The organism is Bradyrhizobium sp. USDA 4502 (genome assembly GCF_054063355.1).
Genome location: NZ_JBSSGF010000001.1, coordinates 5,538,532 through 5,555,525, shown reverse-complemented (window position 1 = coordinate 5,555,525; position 16,994 = coordinate 5,538,532). Strand labels below are relative to the sequence as shown.

Genomic DNA, 16,994 nt, shown 5'->3' with positions numbered 1-16,994 from the left:
GCGCGATGTATCATCACGCGTGCAAACATTGACGGCGAGGCGGGACCCGTTCGGTCCCGCTTCGGCTTTGTTCGGATGAGCTAATGTTCGGTAAATGGATGATTTGCTGCGCCGCGCTGTTGCTGGTTGCGTCACAGGCGCGCGCGGAGACGATCGAAGAGAAGGCGCAGGTCTGCACCGGTTGCCACGGCGAAGACGGCAAGCCCGTCGACAAGACCATTCCGACGATCTGGGGCCAGCAGGCCGGCTATCTCTATATCCAGCTCCGCGATTTCAAGCGCGGCGATCGCAAGAGCGATATCATGCAGCCGATCGCGACGCAGTTCGAGCGCGACGACATGCTGGCGATCGCGGAATATTTTTCGCAGAAGCCGTGGCCTGACCTCGGCCAGCCGCGTGCGTCCAAGGACGTCGCGGCGAAGGCGCTCAGTGCCAGCGCTTCGGTCGGCTGTCCGGCCTGCCATCTCGATCGCTTCCAGGGCGACGGCACCGTGCCGCGGCTTGCCGGCATGGGACGGGATTACCTCGCCAAGACCATCGCCGATTTCCGCACCCGCGCGCGCGGCAACAATCCCGGCATGTCCGACCTGATGCTGGCAACGTCGCCCGACGACCTTGCCGCACTGGTGGACTATCTGGCGGGGCTATAGCTGCGGACACTCGTCATGCCCGGGCTTGTCCCGGGCATCCACGTCTTGATATCCAGGCAAAAGAAGACGTGGATGGCCGGGACAAGCCCGGCCATGACGTCCGAGCAAGTCGCCTCAGCGCGGCGTCAGTTCCTCGCGCAGCACTGAGAGGATGGTGAGATCGGCGGCGTGCTTGCCGGCCTTGTCGGCCAGCGCAGGGTCGGCGCCGTGCGCCAGCAGTGTCCTGGCAATCGCCGGATGGTTGCCTTCGGCGGCGATCATCAGCGCGGTGCGGCCGCGCGCATCGCGGTCGTCGACCTTGGCGCCGGCGTCCAGCAGATATGAGACGACCTCCAGCGCTTGCGCCTCCGGCACAGTCTCGTCAGGCCCGGCCGCCCACATCAGGAGCGTCAGATCGTTGGCGTAGCGCGCGTTGATGTCGATCTCGCGCGCGAGCAGTTGCTTGACGATGCCGAGCTGGCCGCCGGCCGCGGCGTAGACGACCGGCGGCTTGCCGGTGTCGTCGGCCTTGCGGCCGTCGGCGCCGTGCGCCAGCAGCATGCGCACCACCATGTCCCTGCCGGCATAGGCCGCGGCCGCGACCGGGGAGGCGCTGCTGCGTCCGGTGAGATTGACGTCGGCGCCGCGGTCGATCAGGCGCTGCACGATCGCCACATGGCCGCGCTCGGCAGCAAAGTACAGCGCGGTCGATCCCGCGAGGTTGCGTGCATCGACCGGCGCGCCGCGCGCCAGCAGCAGGTCGACCATGGCAAGATGGCCGGAGCGGGCGGCATGGCTCAGCGGCCTTGCGCCCATCCGGTCCCGCGCATCGACCGAGGCGCCGTGATCGAGCAGCTCGGTGGCAAGGTTGATGCAATCGGCATTGGCGGCCGCAAACAGCGACAGCGAGATCTCGATCGCGCTGAGCTGGGCCTTGTCGGTTTCGTATTTGCGGATCAGCTCGCGGCACCGCGCCGGATCGGGCGCCGCGAGGCTGCCGTGCACGCTGCCGGCAACGATCAGCGCGGCGAGGGCGATGCGGCGATACAAGGCGTGGTCCTCCGTCATGCTGACAGCAGCGCCATTCGGTTCGAGCGTCGCATGATCCTCCGTCGCTGCCAAGCCGCGCGGCCGGGAAAGCCCCGCCTACTCGGCAGGCCATGCGCCGTCGCGGCTCCGTGGCATTTCGCCATGCGTCCGAGCCGATGGACTTGCCGCCTGCCGCGCGGCACGATGCGGGCGTCGACCCTATCTGACGCGAGTCCTTGCCCAAATGAGCGACGATCTGTGTCTGCTGTCTGCCGTTGAGCTTCGTGGGCGCATCGCCCGCAAGGAGGTTTCGCCTGTCGAGGTTACGCGCGCGGTGCTCGCCCGTGCCGAGCGGCTGCAACCCGAATTGAACTGCTTCATCACGCTGTGCGGCGATGCGGCGATGGCGCAGGCGAAAGCCGCCGAGCGGCAAATCACGGCTGGCGAGCCGCCCGGTCTGCTCCACGGCATCCCCTTCACCGTGAAGGACATCGTCAACACCAAAGACGTCCGGACGACCTTCGGCGCGGTGCCGTACCGGGACAACGTGCCCGACAACGACGCCGTCGCGGTGGCACGCCTCCGTGCCCAGGGCGGCATATTGATCGGCAAGACCACGACGCCGGAGTTCGGCAGCAAGTGCCTGACCGATTCGCCGCTGTTCGGGCGGACGCGCAATGCATGGAGTGCCGAGCGGTCCAGTGGCGGCTCCAGCGGCGGCGCGGCGGTAGCCGTCGCGAGCGGCATCGCACCGCTGGCGGTTGCGACCGATGGCGGCGGCTCCACCCGGGTTCCCGCCGCCTGCAACGGCGTGGTCGGAATCAAGCAGAGCAACGGGGTGATCCCGCATAGCCAGGTGCAGGACGCGTTCGGCAACCAGACCTATGTCACACCGACCACGCGCACCGTTGCCGATACGGCGCTGATGATGCAGGCGATGGCGGGAGAGGATCTGTCGGACCCCTGGTCGATCGGGGTGCCGGTGCCTGACTATCTCGGGCTTGCCGCGCCGCGCGGCGACCTCAAGGGCCGGCGGGTGCTGTTCTGCCTGTCGCCGCCGGGGCGTCCGGTCACATCCGATGTGGCCGCGGCGTTCAAGGCAAGCCTCGACCGTCTGGCGAGCCTCGGCGCCGCGCTCGAAGAGTTTTCCGGCGACGGCTTTGACATCGAGCCGATCTGGCGTGCGATCAATCACACAGTCTGGCGCACCCGCTTCGAGAAGCTCGCGGCCGATCATCAAAATGATCTCAGTGCAACCTTCCTGAAGCAGCTCGCGCTGGCGGCGCAGGTCAGCGGTGTCGACTACCAGCGGGCGATGTTCGAGCGCACCGCGCTGTTCCGCCGGGTGCAGTCGCTGTTCGCGCGCGGCGATCTCCTGGCGATGCCGACCTTGACCCGGTCGGCTCTGCCGATCGACCAGGACCTGTTCGGCACGATCGAGATCGACGGCCGGAGTTTCGACAGCGTGCGGCCGCACTGGTTTCCCTGGACCATGCTGTTCAACATGACAGGTCATCCCGCCGTCAGCATCCCCGCAGGTTTCGGCCGCGACGGCCTGCCGATCGGACTGCACCTGGTCGGCCGCTTCCGGGCCGATGCCGAACTGTTGCGCGTTGCAGCGTTGTTCGAGGCGGCGAGCGACTTGCTTGGTCGCTGGCCGACCTGACGTTGTCGGCGACGCCGGCCGCGGCGTCGCTGGTTCAGCCGCTTTGCCCGGTGCTCGCATTGGCGACGGCGCGCGCGACATTGGCGATCACCTCGTTGCACTTCTCCATGGGGGCACTTGCCCCGGTCAGGTAAACCGTCACCACGATCGGCTTGCGGCCGGGCGGCCAGAACACGCCGATGTCGTTGTAGGTGCCGCGCTCGCCGGTGCCGGTCTTGTCGCCAACCCGCCAGTCGCGGGGCACGCCGGCACGCAGCCTTGCGTCGCCGGTTTTGTTGGCGACCATCCAGTCCACCAGCTTCTGGCGCGAGACGGTCTGCAGAACGTCGCCGAGCACGACGCGCTGCAAATCCTTCAGCATCGCGACAGGACTCGTGGTGTCGCGCTGGTCGCCGGGCACGGCTTCGTTCAGCTCCACCTCCCAGCGGTCGAGCCGGCTGACATTGTCGCCGATGGTGCGGAAGAAGCTGGTAAAGCCGGCGGGCCCGCCGATCTCGCGCAGCAGCAGGTTGGCGGCGGTGTTGTCGCTGAGCGTGATGGCAGCCGCGCAGAGTTCGGACAGAGTCATGGCCGATCCGACGTGCGCCTTAGTGACCGGCGCGTAGGCCAAGATATCCTTGGCCTCGATTTGCACGCGCTGATCGAGGCTGGATTCGCCGCGGTCGACCCGGTGCAGCACCGCAGCCGAGGCCAACGCCTTGAAGGTGCTGCACATCGGGAACCGCTCGTCGCCGCGCCGGCTCGCGCGCAATCCCGTCTCCATGTCGAGCGCGGCGACGCCGAGCCGGCCGCTGGTTGCCAGCTCGATGCGCGCAAACTCCTGCTGCAGCCGCTGCGCCGGCTCGCCTGGTCCTGCCGCTGCGCCTTGCCGCGGCAAAGTGCAGGACACCGCAAGGCCCAGCGCGCGCAATCCAAATGTCCGTCTCGTCAGCATGTCGAATCTCCCGTTGGCGGCGCGAACCTGCCGGGCGGCGTGACGGCGCACAAACAATCATTTATACAGCGAGACATGAGGAAAACTTGGTCATGACGCCGTGCGCCGGCATCTCCCGCTGAACGCGCTGCGCGCCTTCGAGGCCTCCGCGCGGCTGCTCAGCTTCACCCGCGCCGGGCTGGAGCTGCGCGTGACGCAGACTGCGATCAGCCATCAGGTCAAGCAGCTCGAGGATCTCCTAGGCACGAGCCTGTTCCGCCGGCTGCCGCGCGGGCTGGTGCTCACCGACGAGGGGCTGGCGCTGCTGCCGGTGCTGTCAGACGCGCTCGACCGGATCGGCGCCGCGATCGACCGCATCGAGGCCAAGGGCACCCGCGAGGTCGTGACCGTCGGCTGCGTCACGACGTTCGCGACCGGATGGCTCTTGCAAAGGGTCGACCGCTTCAAGCGCGCGCATCCCTATATCGATTTGCGTCTGCTCACCAACAACAACCGCGTCGACATCGCAGGCGACGGGCTCGATCTCGCGCTGCGCTTCGGCGACGGCTCGTGGCACGGCACCGAGGCGATCCATCTGTTGTCCGCACCGCTCTCGCCGGTGTGCTGCCCCGACGCGGCGGACCGGCTGCGCAAGCCGTCCGATCTCGCGCAGGAATTCCTGCTGCGGTCCTACCGCGCCGAGGAATGGCCGCTATGGTTTGCGGTCGCCGGCGCGCCGTGTCCGAAAATCCAGGGGCCGATCTTCGACAGTTCGGTCGCGATGGCCGAGGCCGCCGCGCGCGGCGTCGGCGTCGGGCTGGTGCCGATCGCGATGTTCGAAAATGAGCTGGTCTCCGGCCGGCTGCTGCGGCCGTTCGCGGCCGAGGTCCCGGCGGGATCCTATTGGCTGACCTGGCTGAAGTCGCGCGAGGTGACGCCGGGCATGCGCGCGTTTCGCGACTGGCTGCTCGAGACGCTGCGGACGGAGGTGAATGAGGTGGAGGACGCCGTCGCGCCTGCACCGCGGCGGAAGATCAAGACAAAGGCCGGACCGAAGCCGCGGACCAAGACCAAGCGGCGTTAACGTCTGACGACGTGATTCAACTATCGTCGCCAATATTTCGGAATTATCGAATGATGCCGCTGATTTGCCCGACATGTCAAGTGCCGTGTCGAACGCCCGCAGCCGCCGGCTACTTTGCATGGGGTTGTTTTCGATATTTTTGGCGGTGCGCTCCCGCCGGCTGGCTATCGCATCTGGCGCGCGCTATGCCAGATGGCACGCCACGGAATGCCCGTTCCTGCCTTCCAGCAACTCCGGCGCGCTCTGCCGGCAGCGCTCCTCGGCGATTGGACATCTCGTGTGGAAGTGGCAGCCCTTGGGCGGATTCATCGGGCTCGGCACGTCGCCCTTCAGGCGGATGCGGTCGCGCTTCGCCTTGGGATCCGGCACCGGCACCGCCGAGAGCAGTGCCTTGGTGTAGGGGTGCTGCGGGTTGCGGTAGAGATCGCTGGCCTTGGCGAGTTCGACGATGCGGCCGAGATACATCACCGCGACGCGGTCGGAGATGTGCTCCACGACCGAGAGATCGTGGGCGACGAACAGATAGGTCAGGTTCAGCTCGGCCTGCAGATCCTCGAGCAGGTTGATGACCTGGGCCTGGATCGAGACGTCGAGCGCGGAGACCGGCTCGTCGCACACGATCAGCTTCGGCTCCAGCGTCAGCGCGCGGGCGATCGCGATGCGCTGGCGCTGGCCGCCGGAGAATTCGTGCGGGTAGCGGCGCATGTGCTCGGCCTTCAGCCCGACCTTGACCAGGAGGCTCGCGACGCGGTCCTCGCGCTCGCTGGCCGAGCTCACGAGGTTATGGATGATGAAGGGCTCGCCGAGGATCGCGCCGACCGTCATGCGGGGATTGAGCGAGGCGAACGGATCCTGGAACACGAGCTGCATGTTGCGCCGCATGGCGCGCAGGTCGCCGCCGCCGAGGCCGGTGACGCTCCGGCCGTCGAACACGACCTCGCCCGAGGTCGGCTCGATCAGGCGCAGCACGCAGCGGCCGGTGGTCGACTTGCCGCAGCCGGATTCGCCGACGAGGCCGAGCGTCTCGCCGCGGTTGACCGAGAACGACACGCCGTCGACCGCATAGACCTGGCCGACCTCGCGCGAGAGCAGGCCGCCCAGCACCGGAAAATGCTTCTTCAGATTGGAAACGCGCAGCAGCGGCTCGGTCATGACGCGTCTCCGAGGTGGCAGGCCATGCGGTGGCCGGGCGCGATCTCGCGCAGCCGCGGCTCCTTTTCGGTGCAGATGCTCATGGCGTATTTGCAGCGGGCGGCAAAGCGGCAGCCGGGCGGCGGATTGATCAGGATCGGCACGGAGCCGCCGATCGCCTCCAGCCGCGTCTTGTGCGCGGCGTCGAGATCGATGCGCGGGATCGAGCGGATCAGGCCCTGGGTGTAGGGATGGCCGGGATTGCCGAACAGTTCGTCGACCGGCGCCTCCTCCACCACCTTGCCGGCGTACATCACGACGACGCGCTGCGCGGTCTCGGCGACCACGCCCATCGCGTGCGTGATCAGCATCACCGCCATGCCGAAGCGTTCCTTCATGTCCTGCAACAGGTCGAGGATCTGCGCCTGGATGGTGACGTCGAGCGCGGTGGTCGGCTCGTCCGCGATCACGAGCTTGGGCCGGCACGCCAGCGCCATCGCGATCATCACGCGCTGGCGCATGCCGCCGGAGAACTGGTGCGGATAATGATGCACGCGGCCCCCGGCGTTGGGGATCTGCACCAGCTTCAGCATCTCGATGGTGCGCTCGAGCGCCTGCTTCTTGGTCACCGCCTCGTGGCGGCGCAGGCTCTCGGCGATCTGCTCGCCGATGGTCAGCACCGGATTGAGCGAGGTCATCGGCTCCTGGAAGATGAAGCCGATCTCCTTGGCCCTGATGTCGTCGAGCTGGTGGCTGGTCAGCGGCACCAGGTCGCGGCCCTCGAAGATGATCTCGCCTTCGACGATCTTGCCCGGCGGCATGGCGATCAGCTTCAGGATCGACATCGCGGTGACGGTCTTGCCGCAGCCGGATTCGCCGACCACGCACAGCGTCTCGCCGCGGTTGATGCTGATGTCGACGCCGTCGACCGCCTGGAGGATGCCGTCGTCGGTGGTGAAATGGGTTTTCAGGCCCTTGATGTCGAGCAGCGCCATCAGATCACCTTGCGCGAATCGAGCGCGTCGCGCAGCCCGTCGCCGATGAAGTTGATGGCGACCACCGCGATGAAGATCGCGCCACCCGGGAACAGCGCCCAATGCGGGCCGATGTCGAGAAAATCCTTGGCGTCATAGAGGATGCGGCCCCAGGTCGGCGTATCCGGCGGGAAGCCGAGGCCGAGGAACGACAGCGTCGATTCGGCGATGATGGCGGCGGCGACGTCGATCGTGCCGGCGATGATCACGGGGCCCAGCGCGTTGGGCAGGATGTGGCGCACCACCTGGCGCACCGGGCTCGCGCCGAGCGCGCGCGCCGCCTCGACGAATTCCTTCTCACGCAGCGACAGGAACTGGGCGCGCACCAGGCGCGCGACCGGCATCCAGCGCAGGCCGCCGATCACCAGCACGATCAGGATGAAGATGCCGCCCTCCGGGCCGAACATCGCCTTCAGCCCGTCGCGGAACAGATAAATCAGCATCAACAGCAGCGGCAGTTGCGGCAACGACAGGAACAGATCGGTCAGCCACATCAGCGCATAGCCGAGCGCGCCGCGCGACATGCCGGCGAGGGCGCCGATCAGCGTGCCGACGAACACCGAGACCAGCATCGCGGCGAGGCCGACCGCGAGCGAGATGCGCCCGCCATAGATCATGCGGGCGAGCAGGTCCTGGCCGAGATCGTCGGTGCCGAACGGGTGCGCCAGCGAGGGGCCCTGCAGGCCGGCCACGACGTCCATGTCGCTGATCGAGACGCGCCAGACGAACGGACCGATCACGACGGCTGCGATCAGCAGCAGCAGCAGCACGGCGCTGACCACGGCCGGACGGTGCCGGCGGTAGCGCCGCCAGGTTTCGCGCCAGGGCGAATAGCCGCGCCGCTCAGCGGAAGGAGATGCGAGGGTCAAGCCAGCCATAGAGGACATCTGCGATCAGGTTGAACAGCACCACGAGACACGCGAAGACGAAGGTCACGGCCATCACGACCGGCGTGTCATTGGCGAGGATGGAGGAAATCAGGAGCGAGCCGATGCCGGGAATCCGGAAGATCTGCTCGGTGACGATGGCGCCGCCGAACACGGCAGGCATTTGCAGCGCAATGAGCGTGACGACCGGGATCATCGCGTTGCGCATCACGTGTTTGACGATCACCTTGGCCTGCCCAAGTCCCTTGGCGCGGGCGGTGGTGACATAGTCGAGCCGGATCACGTCGAGCATCGCCGAGCGCACGAAGCGGGTCATCGACGCCGCCTGGAACAGGCCGAGCACCATCACCGGCATGATCGCCTGCCGGATCATCTCCAGCAGCCAAGGAATGCCGCTGCCCGGCACGTCGGTGTAGACGAAGGGCAGCCAGTCCAGCTTCACCGAGAACACCAGGATGAACAGGATGCCGGTGAAGAAGGTCGGCAGCGAGAAGCCGATGAAGGCGAAGGTGTTGGCGAGCTGGTCGAAGATCGAATAGGGCCGGGTGGCGGCATAGACGCCGACCGGGATCGCGATCAACAGCGCCAGCAGCTGCGCCGAGCCGATCACGTAGAGCGTGGTCGGCAGCCGCTGCAGGATCAGCGTGTCGACATTGATCCGGCTGACAAAGGAGAAGCCCCAGTCGCCTTGCGCCATCGCCGCGAGCCAGTGCAGGTAGCGAAGATAGATCGGGTCGTCGAGGCCGAACTTGGCGCGCAGCGCGGCCTGCACCTCGGGCGGCACGTTCGGATTGGTCGCGAGCTCGCTGAACGGATCGCCCGGCGCGAGCGCCAGCACGACGAACAGCACGAGCGAGATCCCGAGCAGGCTCGGGATCGCGATCATCAGGCGACGCAGGATATATTGACTCATCGAGAGATCATCTAACTAACGCTCGCACCTTGAGCACGTTGATCTTGCTTCCAGTCGAAAGGCGAGCTTCACCTCGCCCCGCGTGCGGGGAGAGGTCGGAATTCAAGCACGGCTTGAATTCCGGGTGAGGGGGAGTCTCCACGAACTCATCTTTCACGGTGTTTGCTGCGAAAGCCCCTCACCCCAACCCTCCAAGAGCGAGCTCCGCTCGTCTCGACCCCGTAAGAACGGGGAGAGGGAGAAGATGCACCTACTCAAACTCCGAACCTGTCCCCGTGTCTCAGGTTTCACGATACCAGTCTTGCAGATTGTCGGTCTGGTTGGCCCAGCCGGAGAGCGCGGGCCGCACCGTGTTGGAGCAGGCTTCCACCGCGAGGCGGTGCATCACCGGGATCACCACCGTGTCCTGCCACATCAGATCGTTGCACTTGATGTAGAGCTCGGCCCGCTTGATCGGATCGGTCTCGGTATCGGCCGCCTCGATCGCGGCGTCGAAATCCTTGTTGACCCAGCGCGGGAAGTTCTGCCCTTGCCACTTGTTCTCCTTGGTCGCGACATTGCGCGACAGATAGCGGCGCATGTGCAGGCCCGGGTCGGGTTGTGTCATCGGGATCTGGAACATCTCGATGTCGGCGTAGAACTTGGAATAGGTGTCGGGGTTGGCGACGTCGGAGGAGAAGAACACCGAGGCCACCACCGACTTCAGCTCGACGTCGATGCCGGCCTTCTGGCAGGCCTGCTTGACGATCGCCTGGGTCTTCTGCCGCGGGCCGTTGATCGAGGTCTGGTACAGCAGCTTCAGCTTCTTGCCGTCCTTCTCGCGGATGCCGTCGGAGCCGACCTTCCAGCCGGCCTGTTCGAGCAGCGCGCTCGCCTTCTCGACCGAGAACTCCCATCTGGTGTTCTTGGAAACGAACTCCTCGGGGCCGTTGAGATAATTGGCGGTGGCGCGGCCGGCGCGGCCGTAGATCACCTTCTTGACGGAGTCGCGGTCGACCAGCAGCGCCAGCGCCTTGCGCACCGCCGGATCCGACAGGATCGGATGCTTGGTCTTGATCGACGAGCGTTCGCCGTCGACCTCGGTGTTCGGGTCGGTGAAGTTGATGGCGATGAATTCGATGTCGCCGCCGACGGCATAGAGCGTCTTGCCCTTGCCGCCCTTTTCCAGCCGCAGCAGCACCTCGTCCTCGACCTGGATGTTCCAGGCGAAATCATATTCGCCGGTCTGGATCACCGCGCGCGCCGCCGACACCGCATCGCCGCCGCCCTTCATCTCGATCGTGTCGAAATAGGGCCGGTTCGGCATGTGGTAATCGGGATTAATTTCGCCGCGCACCAGATCGCCCGGCTTGAACTCGACGAACTTGTAGGGGCTGGTGCCGACCGGCTTCAGATTGTTCGGCGCCTCGCGCGACTTGCTGCCCTTGTACTCCGCGAAGAGATGTTTCGGGATGATGCAGCCATAGGCGCCGACGAACGCGTTGGCCCAGAACGGCGTCGGATCCTTGAACTTGATGCGGACCGTGAGGTCGTCGACCTTCTCCACGGTCATGCCGGAATAGGTCCCGCTCGAGACGGCCGCGGTCGCGGGGTCGGTGGCATATTCCCAGTTGAACACGACGTCGTCGGCGGTGAAGGGTTTGCCGTCATGCCATTTGACGCCGGGCTTGAGTTTCCAGACCACCGACTTGGCGTCTTTGGAAAGCCCGCCGTTCTGGATCGAGGGGATTTCGGCGGCGAGGATCGGGTTGAGATGGCCGTCGACGTCCCAGCTTGCCAGCGGTTCGTAGAACAGTCGCGAGCCGTCCTGGTCCTTGGTGCCGGTGGCGAAGTGCGGATTGAGCAGGGTGGGGCCCTGCCACCACAACAGCTTCAGCGGACCGCCGCCGCCGCGCTTGGTCGGCTTGTAGGGATTCGGGCTCTGCGCCATCGCGACGCCGCCGATCGCAAGGATCTGGTTGGCCATCGGCGCGGTGAGGCCGACGGCAATCATTCGCTTGACGAAGGCGCGGCGATCCATCCGCCCGTCCTTCACGTCGTCGATCATGCCACGCAGATTCCTGTCGAACATTGTCCCCTCGGTCCGGCTCAATTGGTTATTGCGGCGGGCCGTGGAACCGGCCGCCGTGTTGGCGGCAGGATGGCACACCGAATGACCGCGAAGGTCAACGCCTCCCGCCCTTCAGCGCCTAGGTCTTTTGGCTATCGCTTGTGCAGAACCTCCCCTTGCCGCACACCGGTTCAGCAGATCGGCGCCAAAAGCGCGCCCTTGCGCGCCTCGCAGTGCGGAAAATTTGTTCGTTATCCTTTGTTCCGAGATGCTTTTTTGCCACGCAGGCCGGAGTTCGCGTCTGAAGCGATCCCTCCGCAAACTCGTCATGCCCGGCCTTGTGCCGGGCATCCACGTCTCCGTTTCCGCGTGAGAAAGTCGTGGTTGGCCGGGACAAGCCCGGCCATGACGATGGGGATATGCGATTGCTTGATCCCGGAGAGCAGGTCCGGCCCGCACACGCGGTTCTCAGGCGATCGACATGTCCAACGGCGGTGCAACATTCGCCGGCAGCGGACTGACATAAGGCGTTCTTGTGGTCCGCTTCTTGAGGTCGGCCTTGGCGGCCGCGATCAGCTCCGGCTCCATCAGCGCCTTGACGCCGAGGCCTGCCATCGCCTTGGCGGCCTGCACCATCGCCTTGTGCGCGGCCGGCGTCTTGCCCTGCGCCACAACCTGCCAGGTGTGGAACGGCGTGCCGATTGCAACCGTCGGTGCATGGACCTGCACGGTCGGCACCACCCAGCTGACGTCGCCGACGTCGGTCGAGCCGATCAGCGGATTGCGCGTGGCGTCGATCGGCACCAGGAAATCGGCGAGCGGCCGGTCGGTCGGCTCCATGCCGATCGCATAATAGACCGAAGCGATGTCCTTGTCGGTCAGGGTCGCGCGGATCTTGCCGGCGAAATCCTTGTCGGCATCGTCGAAATGCGGGGGGCCGAGCTCTTCCATGATCCGGTGCAGCGTCTGTTCCAGCGGCGTGTTGGGCAGGATGTTGGAGACCGCGGAGATGATCTTCATCTCCACCTTGGTCTCGGTCATCAGCGCCGCGCCCTGTGCGATCTTGTGCACGCGCTCGACCAGCTCGTTCATGCCGGGCAGGTCGCGGGCGCGGATCGAATAGCGCACCCGGGCATGGGCCTGCACCACGTTGGGCGCGATGCCGCCGGTGTCGAGCAGTGCGTAGTGCACCCGGGCGTCGCTCGGCATGTGCTCGCGCATGTAGTTGACGCCGACATTCATCAATTCCACCGCATCGAGCGCGCTGCGGCCGAGATGCGGCGAGGCTGCCGCATGCGAGGTGCGCCCGATGAACGTGAAATCGGCGCGGGTATTGGCGAGCGACGGCGTCACCGCCACCTCCCAAAAACTGTGCGGATGCCAGGTGATGGCGATGTCGGCGTCCTCGAACGCGCCACAGCGCACCATGAAGGCCTTTGCCGCGCCGCCTTCCTCGGCAGGACATCCGTAATAGCGCACGCGCCCCGGCACCTTGTTGGCGGCCAGCCAGTCCTTCACCGCGGTCGCGGCGAGCAGCGCGGAGGAGCCGAGCAGATTATGTCCGCAGCCATGGCCGTGGCCGCCGCTTTCGACCGGGCGATGCTCGGCGATTCCGGCCTCCTGGCTGAGCCCGGGCAGGGCGTCATATTCGCCGAGGAAGGCGATCACCGGGCCGCCTTCGCCCCATTCGCCCATCACCGCGGTCGGGATCTCGGCGACGTTCTCGGTGATGCGAAAACCCTGATGGCGCAGTTCGGCCAGATGTTCGGCGGATGAGCGCGCCTCGGTGTAACAGACCTCGGGCATCGCCCAGACCCGGTCGCTCAATTCGATGAAACGCGGCTTGATCGCGTCGACGCCGCGCCAAACATCACTACGGTTGTCCATTTGCTCCGATCCCTTAACGCTAGAGCATGATCCGGAAAAGTGTGAAGCGGTTTTCCGAAAAGATCATGCTCAGACAATGAGCCGAAGCGCGATGATCTCATCGCGCTTTGGGCAATCTGAAGCGCGAAACGCTAGCAGCTTGTCGCGACGCCGCCTAGCGCGCGCCGGCAGACCTGCATTTCCGAATGTCACGTCTTGGTGTGCAGAAATGTTTCTGCGTCAGGCGACGCTGAGCCGCTCAAGGCCTTTCCAGTCGAAGGCGATGCCGTGCCCCGGGCGATGATCGGGCGCGATCGCCATGCCCTGCTCCAGAACCAGCGGGTGCTCGATATAGCGGTCGAGGCCGAAGCCGTGCGCCTCGAGATACGACCGGTTCGGGCACGCAGCCAGCAGATGCACGGTGATGTCATGCGCGCCATGGCTGGTGACGGGAATATTGAAGGCCTCGGCGAGCCGGGCGACCTTCATGAAGCTGGTCACACCGCCGCAATTGGTGACGTCGGGCTCGGCATAGGACAGCGCGCCGCCGGCGATATACGGCTTGAACTCCCACAGGCTGCGCAGGTTCTCGCCGGCCGCGATCGGCACGCCGCCGGCCTGCACGATGCGGGCGTGTCCCGCGACGTCGTCCGGAATCGTCGGCTCCTCGAGCCAGGTCAGGTCGAACGGTTGCAGGGCGCGCGCGGCGCGGATCGCTTCCTCGACGGTCCATTTCATGTTGGCATCGGCCATCAGCGGAAACTCGTCGCCGAGATGGCCGCGCATCGCCTTCACGCGCGCCACGTCGGATGCAAGGCTCGGCCGGCCGACCTTCATCTTGATGGCGCGAAAGCCCTTGGCAAGATTGTCGTCGGTCTGCTTGAGCAGGCCATCGAGCGGCAGATCGAGATCGATGCCGCCGGCATAGCAGGGCACCCGGCGGTCGAAGCCGCCGAGCAGCCGCCACAGCGGCAGCGATGCCCGCCGCGCCTTGAGGTCCCACAACGCGATGTCGAGCGCGGACAGCGCCAGCACCGCCGGGCCGCCGCGGCCGCCATAATGCAGCGCCCACCACACCTTGTGCCAAAGCTGCTCGGTGTCGTCGGCCTCCATCCCGCGCGCGATCTCGGTGATTTCGCGGCCCAGGATATCGGCGATGGCGCCGCCATTGCGGCCGACCGTGTAGGTGTAGCCGGTGCCTTCGGCGCCGTCGGCATCGCGGGCGCGGATCGTGACGAGCTCGAACGCCTTGATCTCGCCATGCGTGCTGTCGCTCAGCACCACCGGAAGCGGGATCTTGTAGAATCCGATGCTGAGGTCCTTGAGGATGGCCACGCCGGAACTCCTTGTCATGGGACGAATGCAATGCGTGAGACACGATCTCAAAAGCCCCGGCTGCCTGCAACCTTGCGCCTGCGAATGTCTGCCTTGAGCGATCAGTCTGCCTTCCTCTATGATGTGGCTCGCGAGGACGTGGTCCGACCATGGATGATGCAATTCCGTCTCTATTACCGAGAAATTCGGGCCACCAGTTCGTGATCTATGCCGATGCCTGCTCGGGCGTTCCGGGCGCGCTGCATGAGCGCACCTTCGCGTCGGTGAACGACGTGGTGCGCCGGCTGCATCCTGCGCCCGAATTCATTCTGTTCCCCGGCGACGAGATCATCGGCCTCACCGCCGATGCCGACGCGCTGCGTGCGCAATGGCGGCATTGGTTCGAGGTCGAGATGTCCTGGTTCGACCGGCGCGCGGTGCCGTTGTGGCACACGACCGGCAACCACACTACCTATGACGAGATGAGCGAGGCGGTGTTCCGCGAGGTGCTGCAGCTGCCGCGCAACGGCCCGCCCGGTCAGGAGGGGCTGTCCTACTGGGTTCGCCGCGACGATCTCCTGATAGTGTTCGTGCACACGCTGTGGAGCCGCCTCGGCGGCGAGGGGCATGTCGAGACCGACTGGCTGCAAGCCGTCCTCGCACAGCACAAGGACGCCAGGCACAAGCTGGTGCTGGGCCATCATCCCGTGTACGCCATCAACGGCTACAGCGGTAGCTATCAGCGCGAGATCGGCCACGAATACCGCGAGCGCTTCTGGGATATCCTCGTCCGCGCCGATGTCGCCGCCTATCTGTGCAGCCATATCCTTGCATTCGACGTCCAGGTTCATCGTGGTGTGCTGCAGGTCTGCACGGCGGGCGCCGGCACCGCGCACCGGATGCCCGAAGGCGTCGAGTATCTGCATTGTGTGCAGGCCGCGCTCGATCAGGATGGGTTCCGCTATCAGGTGCTCGATACCGAAGGTGTGGTGCGCGAGCAGCTCGCATGGCCGCTGCCATCGCTGGACCAGGCCGCGTGGTCGCCGCTGCCGCGCGGGACCAGCCCTGCACCGCTGTCGGGGACATTGGCGCCCGCGACGGTCATCGCGCTGAAACTGTCGGGCCGCACCGCCGCGGGAACCGCCGCGCCACAAACGCTGCTCTGCACGCCCGCGCCCGGCGTGATCGCACCGCTCTGGCTTGGCTTGCGCGGGCCGAACCAGACGCTCACCTTGATCCTTGGACGTGAGCGTGGACGCAGTCCCTATTACTGGATCGGTCCCGATCTCGGTGCCAACAGCGATTTCGACCTCGACATCGCCTTCTATCCGGACATGGGACCGGGCGGCGTGCTGTGGCGACGCAGCGGTGACACGCGCTGGACGTCGTGCGCGGCGATATCGGCAACGGGGCTGGAGCGGTTCGCATGGCCGGCGGTCTGGAACGTCGGGTGCGGCGAGGGTGGGCCGGATGACAGGCGCTATGCCGGACCACGGTTCGAGATCGCTATTTCCGTCATCGCATCGTAGTTAATCGCGCCCGGGCCGACGCGCTCGACGTCGGCGCTGCGGCTGAGCGGGCTTCGACGCCCGCATTGCGGTCGCATTGGCTCCAATGAATGGCCATGGAAAAATCAGATGCCAGCCAAACTTCGCGCGTAGGTTTTATCGCTTGCTGACCTCGAAAAGGAATCGACCATGCGCAATCTCACAGCATTCGTCACTGTTGCCGCGCTCGTCCTCGGAACGCCCGCCTTGGTGCAAGCGCAAGGCACGCAACCCAATGCGCCGCCGCAGTCATCTGATCAGTCCACTGTCATCCGGAGCATACAGGTCGTCGACATCAAGGACCTCAAGCCCGAAATGCGATCGAAGATCGAGGATGCGATGGCAAAGACCAAGGAGGACGACATCCAGTCGCTTCGGAAGTCGATTGACGCGACACCGCAGGCGGTCTCCGCGCTCAAGGCCAAGGGCCTGACTTCGTCGCAGGTCGTCGCTATCAACATTGCCGATGGCGTGCTGACGATGTTCGCCAAAACAGCCTGACCAGGGTCAGCGAATGTCGGTATCGGTGGTTGGACCTCCCCGCGGCCACCGATGCCAACAACTCCCGCAGCCGGCGCTGCGGGAGTTTTCATTTCTGATAGGCGCGGCCCGTCCAATGGACCCTCACCGGGGAGAGCGATCAGTCAGGCTCGTTGGGCCTGGTACGTTCCGCGCGTTTCAATTCGCGATCGATCAGCGTGCAGACGCGCCGCCGCGCCAGCAGGTCGAGCCGCGCGCGCGTGGTGCCTTGCTTGGTCTTGCCGTTGATGTCGAACGACCAGGCCCAGAGGTCGGGTTCGATGTTGGTGAGTGTGTATTGAATGTCCCGATGACGACCGATCAGCTTCTTCATGCCGTTTCTTCTTGTTGGCTGAAGATTGCATAGCCAGATCGTGAAGGCGTCTGTATCCGGTCGAATACTGAGTCGGGT

General features: G+C 65.7%; 15 protein-coding genes. 5 read left to right on the top strand and 10 right to left on the bottom strand.

Annotated elements, in window-relative coordinates; genetic code table 11:
• Positions 1-83: 83 nt before the first annotated feature.
• Positions 84-650 (top strand): c-type cytochrome, encoded by a 567-nt coding sequence (locus ACVW1B_RS25890; protein WP_456792782.1) that lies wholly within the window; start codon positions 84-86, stop codon positions 648-650.
• Positions 651-764: 114 nt separating this feature from the next.
• Here ACVW1B_RS25890 and ACVW1B_RS25885 read toward each other — a convergent pair whose 3' ends face one another.
• Positions 765-1,697, bottom strand: a complete 933-nt coding sequence (locus ACVW1B_RS25885; protein ID WP_456822407.1) for an ankyrin repeat domain-containing protein — start codon at positions 1,695-1,697, stop codon at positions 765-767.
• A gap of 205 nt (positions 1,698-1,902) precedes the next feature.
• Here ACVW1B_RS25885 and ACVW1B_RS25880 point away from each other — a divergent pair, with 205 nt between their 5' ends.
• Positions 1,903-3,324 carry an amidase gene (locus ACVW1B_RS25880; protein WP_253607240.1) on the top strand — a complete coding sequence of 474 codons (1,422 nt, stop codon included), beginning with the start codon at positions 1,903-1,905 and terminating at the stop codon, positions 3,322-3,324.
• A 34-nt stretch (positions 3,325-3,358) separates the two neighbouring features.
• On the opposite strand, the gene bla is transcribed toward ACVW1B_RS25880, so the two are convergent.
• Positions 3,359-4,258 (bottom strand): class A beta-lactamase, encoded by a 900-nt coding sequence (gene bla, locus ACVW1B_RS25875; RefSeq protein WP_310880210.1) that lies wholly within the window; start codon positions 4,256-4,258, stop codon positions 3,359-3,361.
• 100 nt (positions 4,259-4,358) lie between these two features.
• On the opposite strand from bla, the gene ACVW1B_RS25870 reads away from it, so the two are divergent.
• Positions 4,359-5,321 (top strand): LysR family transcriptional regulator, encoded by a 963-nt coding sequence (locus tag ACVW1B_RS25870; RefSeq protein WP_253607242.1) that lies wholly within the window; start codon positions 4,359-4,361, stop codon positions 5,319-5,321.
• 183 nt (positions 5,322-5,504) lie between these two features.
• On the opposite strand, the gene ACVW1B_RS25865 is transcribed toward ACVW1B_RS25870, so the two are convergent.
• From ACVW1B_RS25865 to ACVW1B_RS25835, 7 genes are all read right to left on the bottom strand, one after another.
• The gene (locus ACVW1B_RS25865) at positions 5,505-6,473 is read right to left on the bottom strand and encodes an ABC transporter ATP-binding protein (RefSeq protein ID WP_168855782.1); all 969 of its coding nucleotides are present in this window, start codon (positions 6,471-6,473) and stop codon (positions 5,505-5,507) included.
• Positions 6,470-7,450 carry an ABC transporter ATP-binding protein gene (locus tag ACVW1B_RS25860; protein ID WP_253609907.1) on the bottom strand — a complete coding sequence of 327 codons (981 nt, stop codon included), beginning with the start codon at positions 7,448-7,450 and terminating at the stop codon, positions 6,470-6,472. The genes ACVW1B_RS25865 and ACVW1B_RS25860 overlap by 4 nt, the downstream gene beginning before the upstream one ends.
• Positions 7,447-8,364 (bottom strand): ABC transporter permease, encoded by a 918-nt coding sequence (locus ACVW1B_RS25855; protein WP_456822406.1) that lies wholly within the window; start codon positions 8,362-8,364, stop codon positions 7,447-7,449. Before ACVW1B_RS25855 ends, ACVW1B_RS25860 begins: the two co-directional genes overlap by 4 nt.
• Positions 8,330-9,286, bottom strand: coding sequence for an ABC transporter permease (locus ACVW1B_RS25850; RefSeq protein WP_016842735.1), 957 nt, complete (start codon positions 9,284-9,286; stop codon positions 8,330-8,332). Before ACVW1B_RS25850 ends, ACVW1B_RS25855 begins: the two co-directional genes overlap by 35 nt.
• A gap of 280 nt (positions 9,287-9,566) precedes the next feature.
• A complete protein-coding gene (locus tag ACVW1B_RS25845; protein WP_057019238.1) occupies positions 9,567-11,357 on the bottom strand; it encodes a peptide ABC transporter substrate-binding protein in 1,791 nt (596 codons plus the stop codon).
• Between the two features lie 447 nt (positions 11,358-11,804).
• Entirely contained in the window at positions 11,805-13,223 is a 1,419-nt protein-coding gene (locus ACVW1B_RS25840) for a M20 family metallopeptidase (protein WP_225646505.1), read from the bottom strand.
• Positions 13,224-13,442: 219 nt separating this feature from the next.
• Positions 13,443-14,555, bottom strand: coding sequence for a mandelate racemase/muconate lactonizing enzyme family protein (locus ACVW1B_RS25835; protein WP_092081675.1), 1,113 nt, complete (start codon positions 14,553-14,555; stop codon positions 13,443-13,445).
• A gap of 131 nt (positions 14,556-14,686) precedes the next feature.
• Here ACVW1B_RS25835 and ACVW1B_RS25830 point away from each other — a divergent pair, with 131 nt between their 5' ends.
• Positions 14,687-16,045: a metallophosphoesterase family protein gene (locus tag ACVW1B_RS25830; RefSeq protein ID WP_310880207.1), complete on the top strand. Its 1,359-nt coding sequence runs from the start codon at positions 14,687-14,689 to the stop codon at positions 16,043-16,045.
• A gap of 168 nt (positions 16,046-16,213) precedes the next feature.
• Complete coding sequence (locus ACVW1B_RS25825) at positions 16,214-16,564, top strand: hypothetical protein (RefSeq protein ID WP_057019241.1); 351 nt, start codon at positions 16,214-16,216, stop codon at positions 16,562-16,564.
• Between the two features lie 139 nt (positions 16,565-16,703).
• On the opposite strand, the gene ACVW1B_RS25820 is transcribed toward ACVW1B_RS25825, so the two are convergent.
• On the bottom strand, positions 16,704-16,916 hold the full coding sequence (locus tag ACVW1B_RS25820) for a hypothetical protein (protein ID WP_168855778.1): 213 nt from the start codon (positions 16,914-16,916) through the stop codon (positions 16,704-16,706).
• Positions 16,917-16,994: the final 78 nt, after the last annotated feature.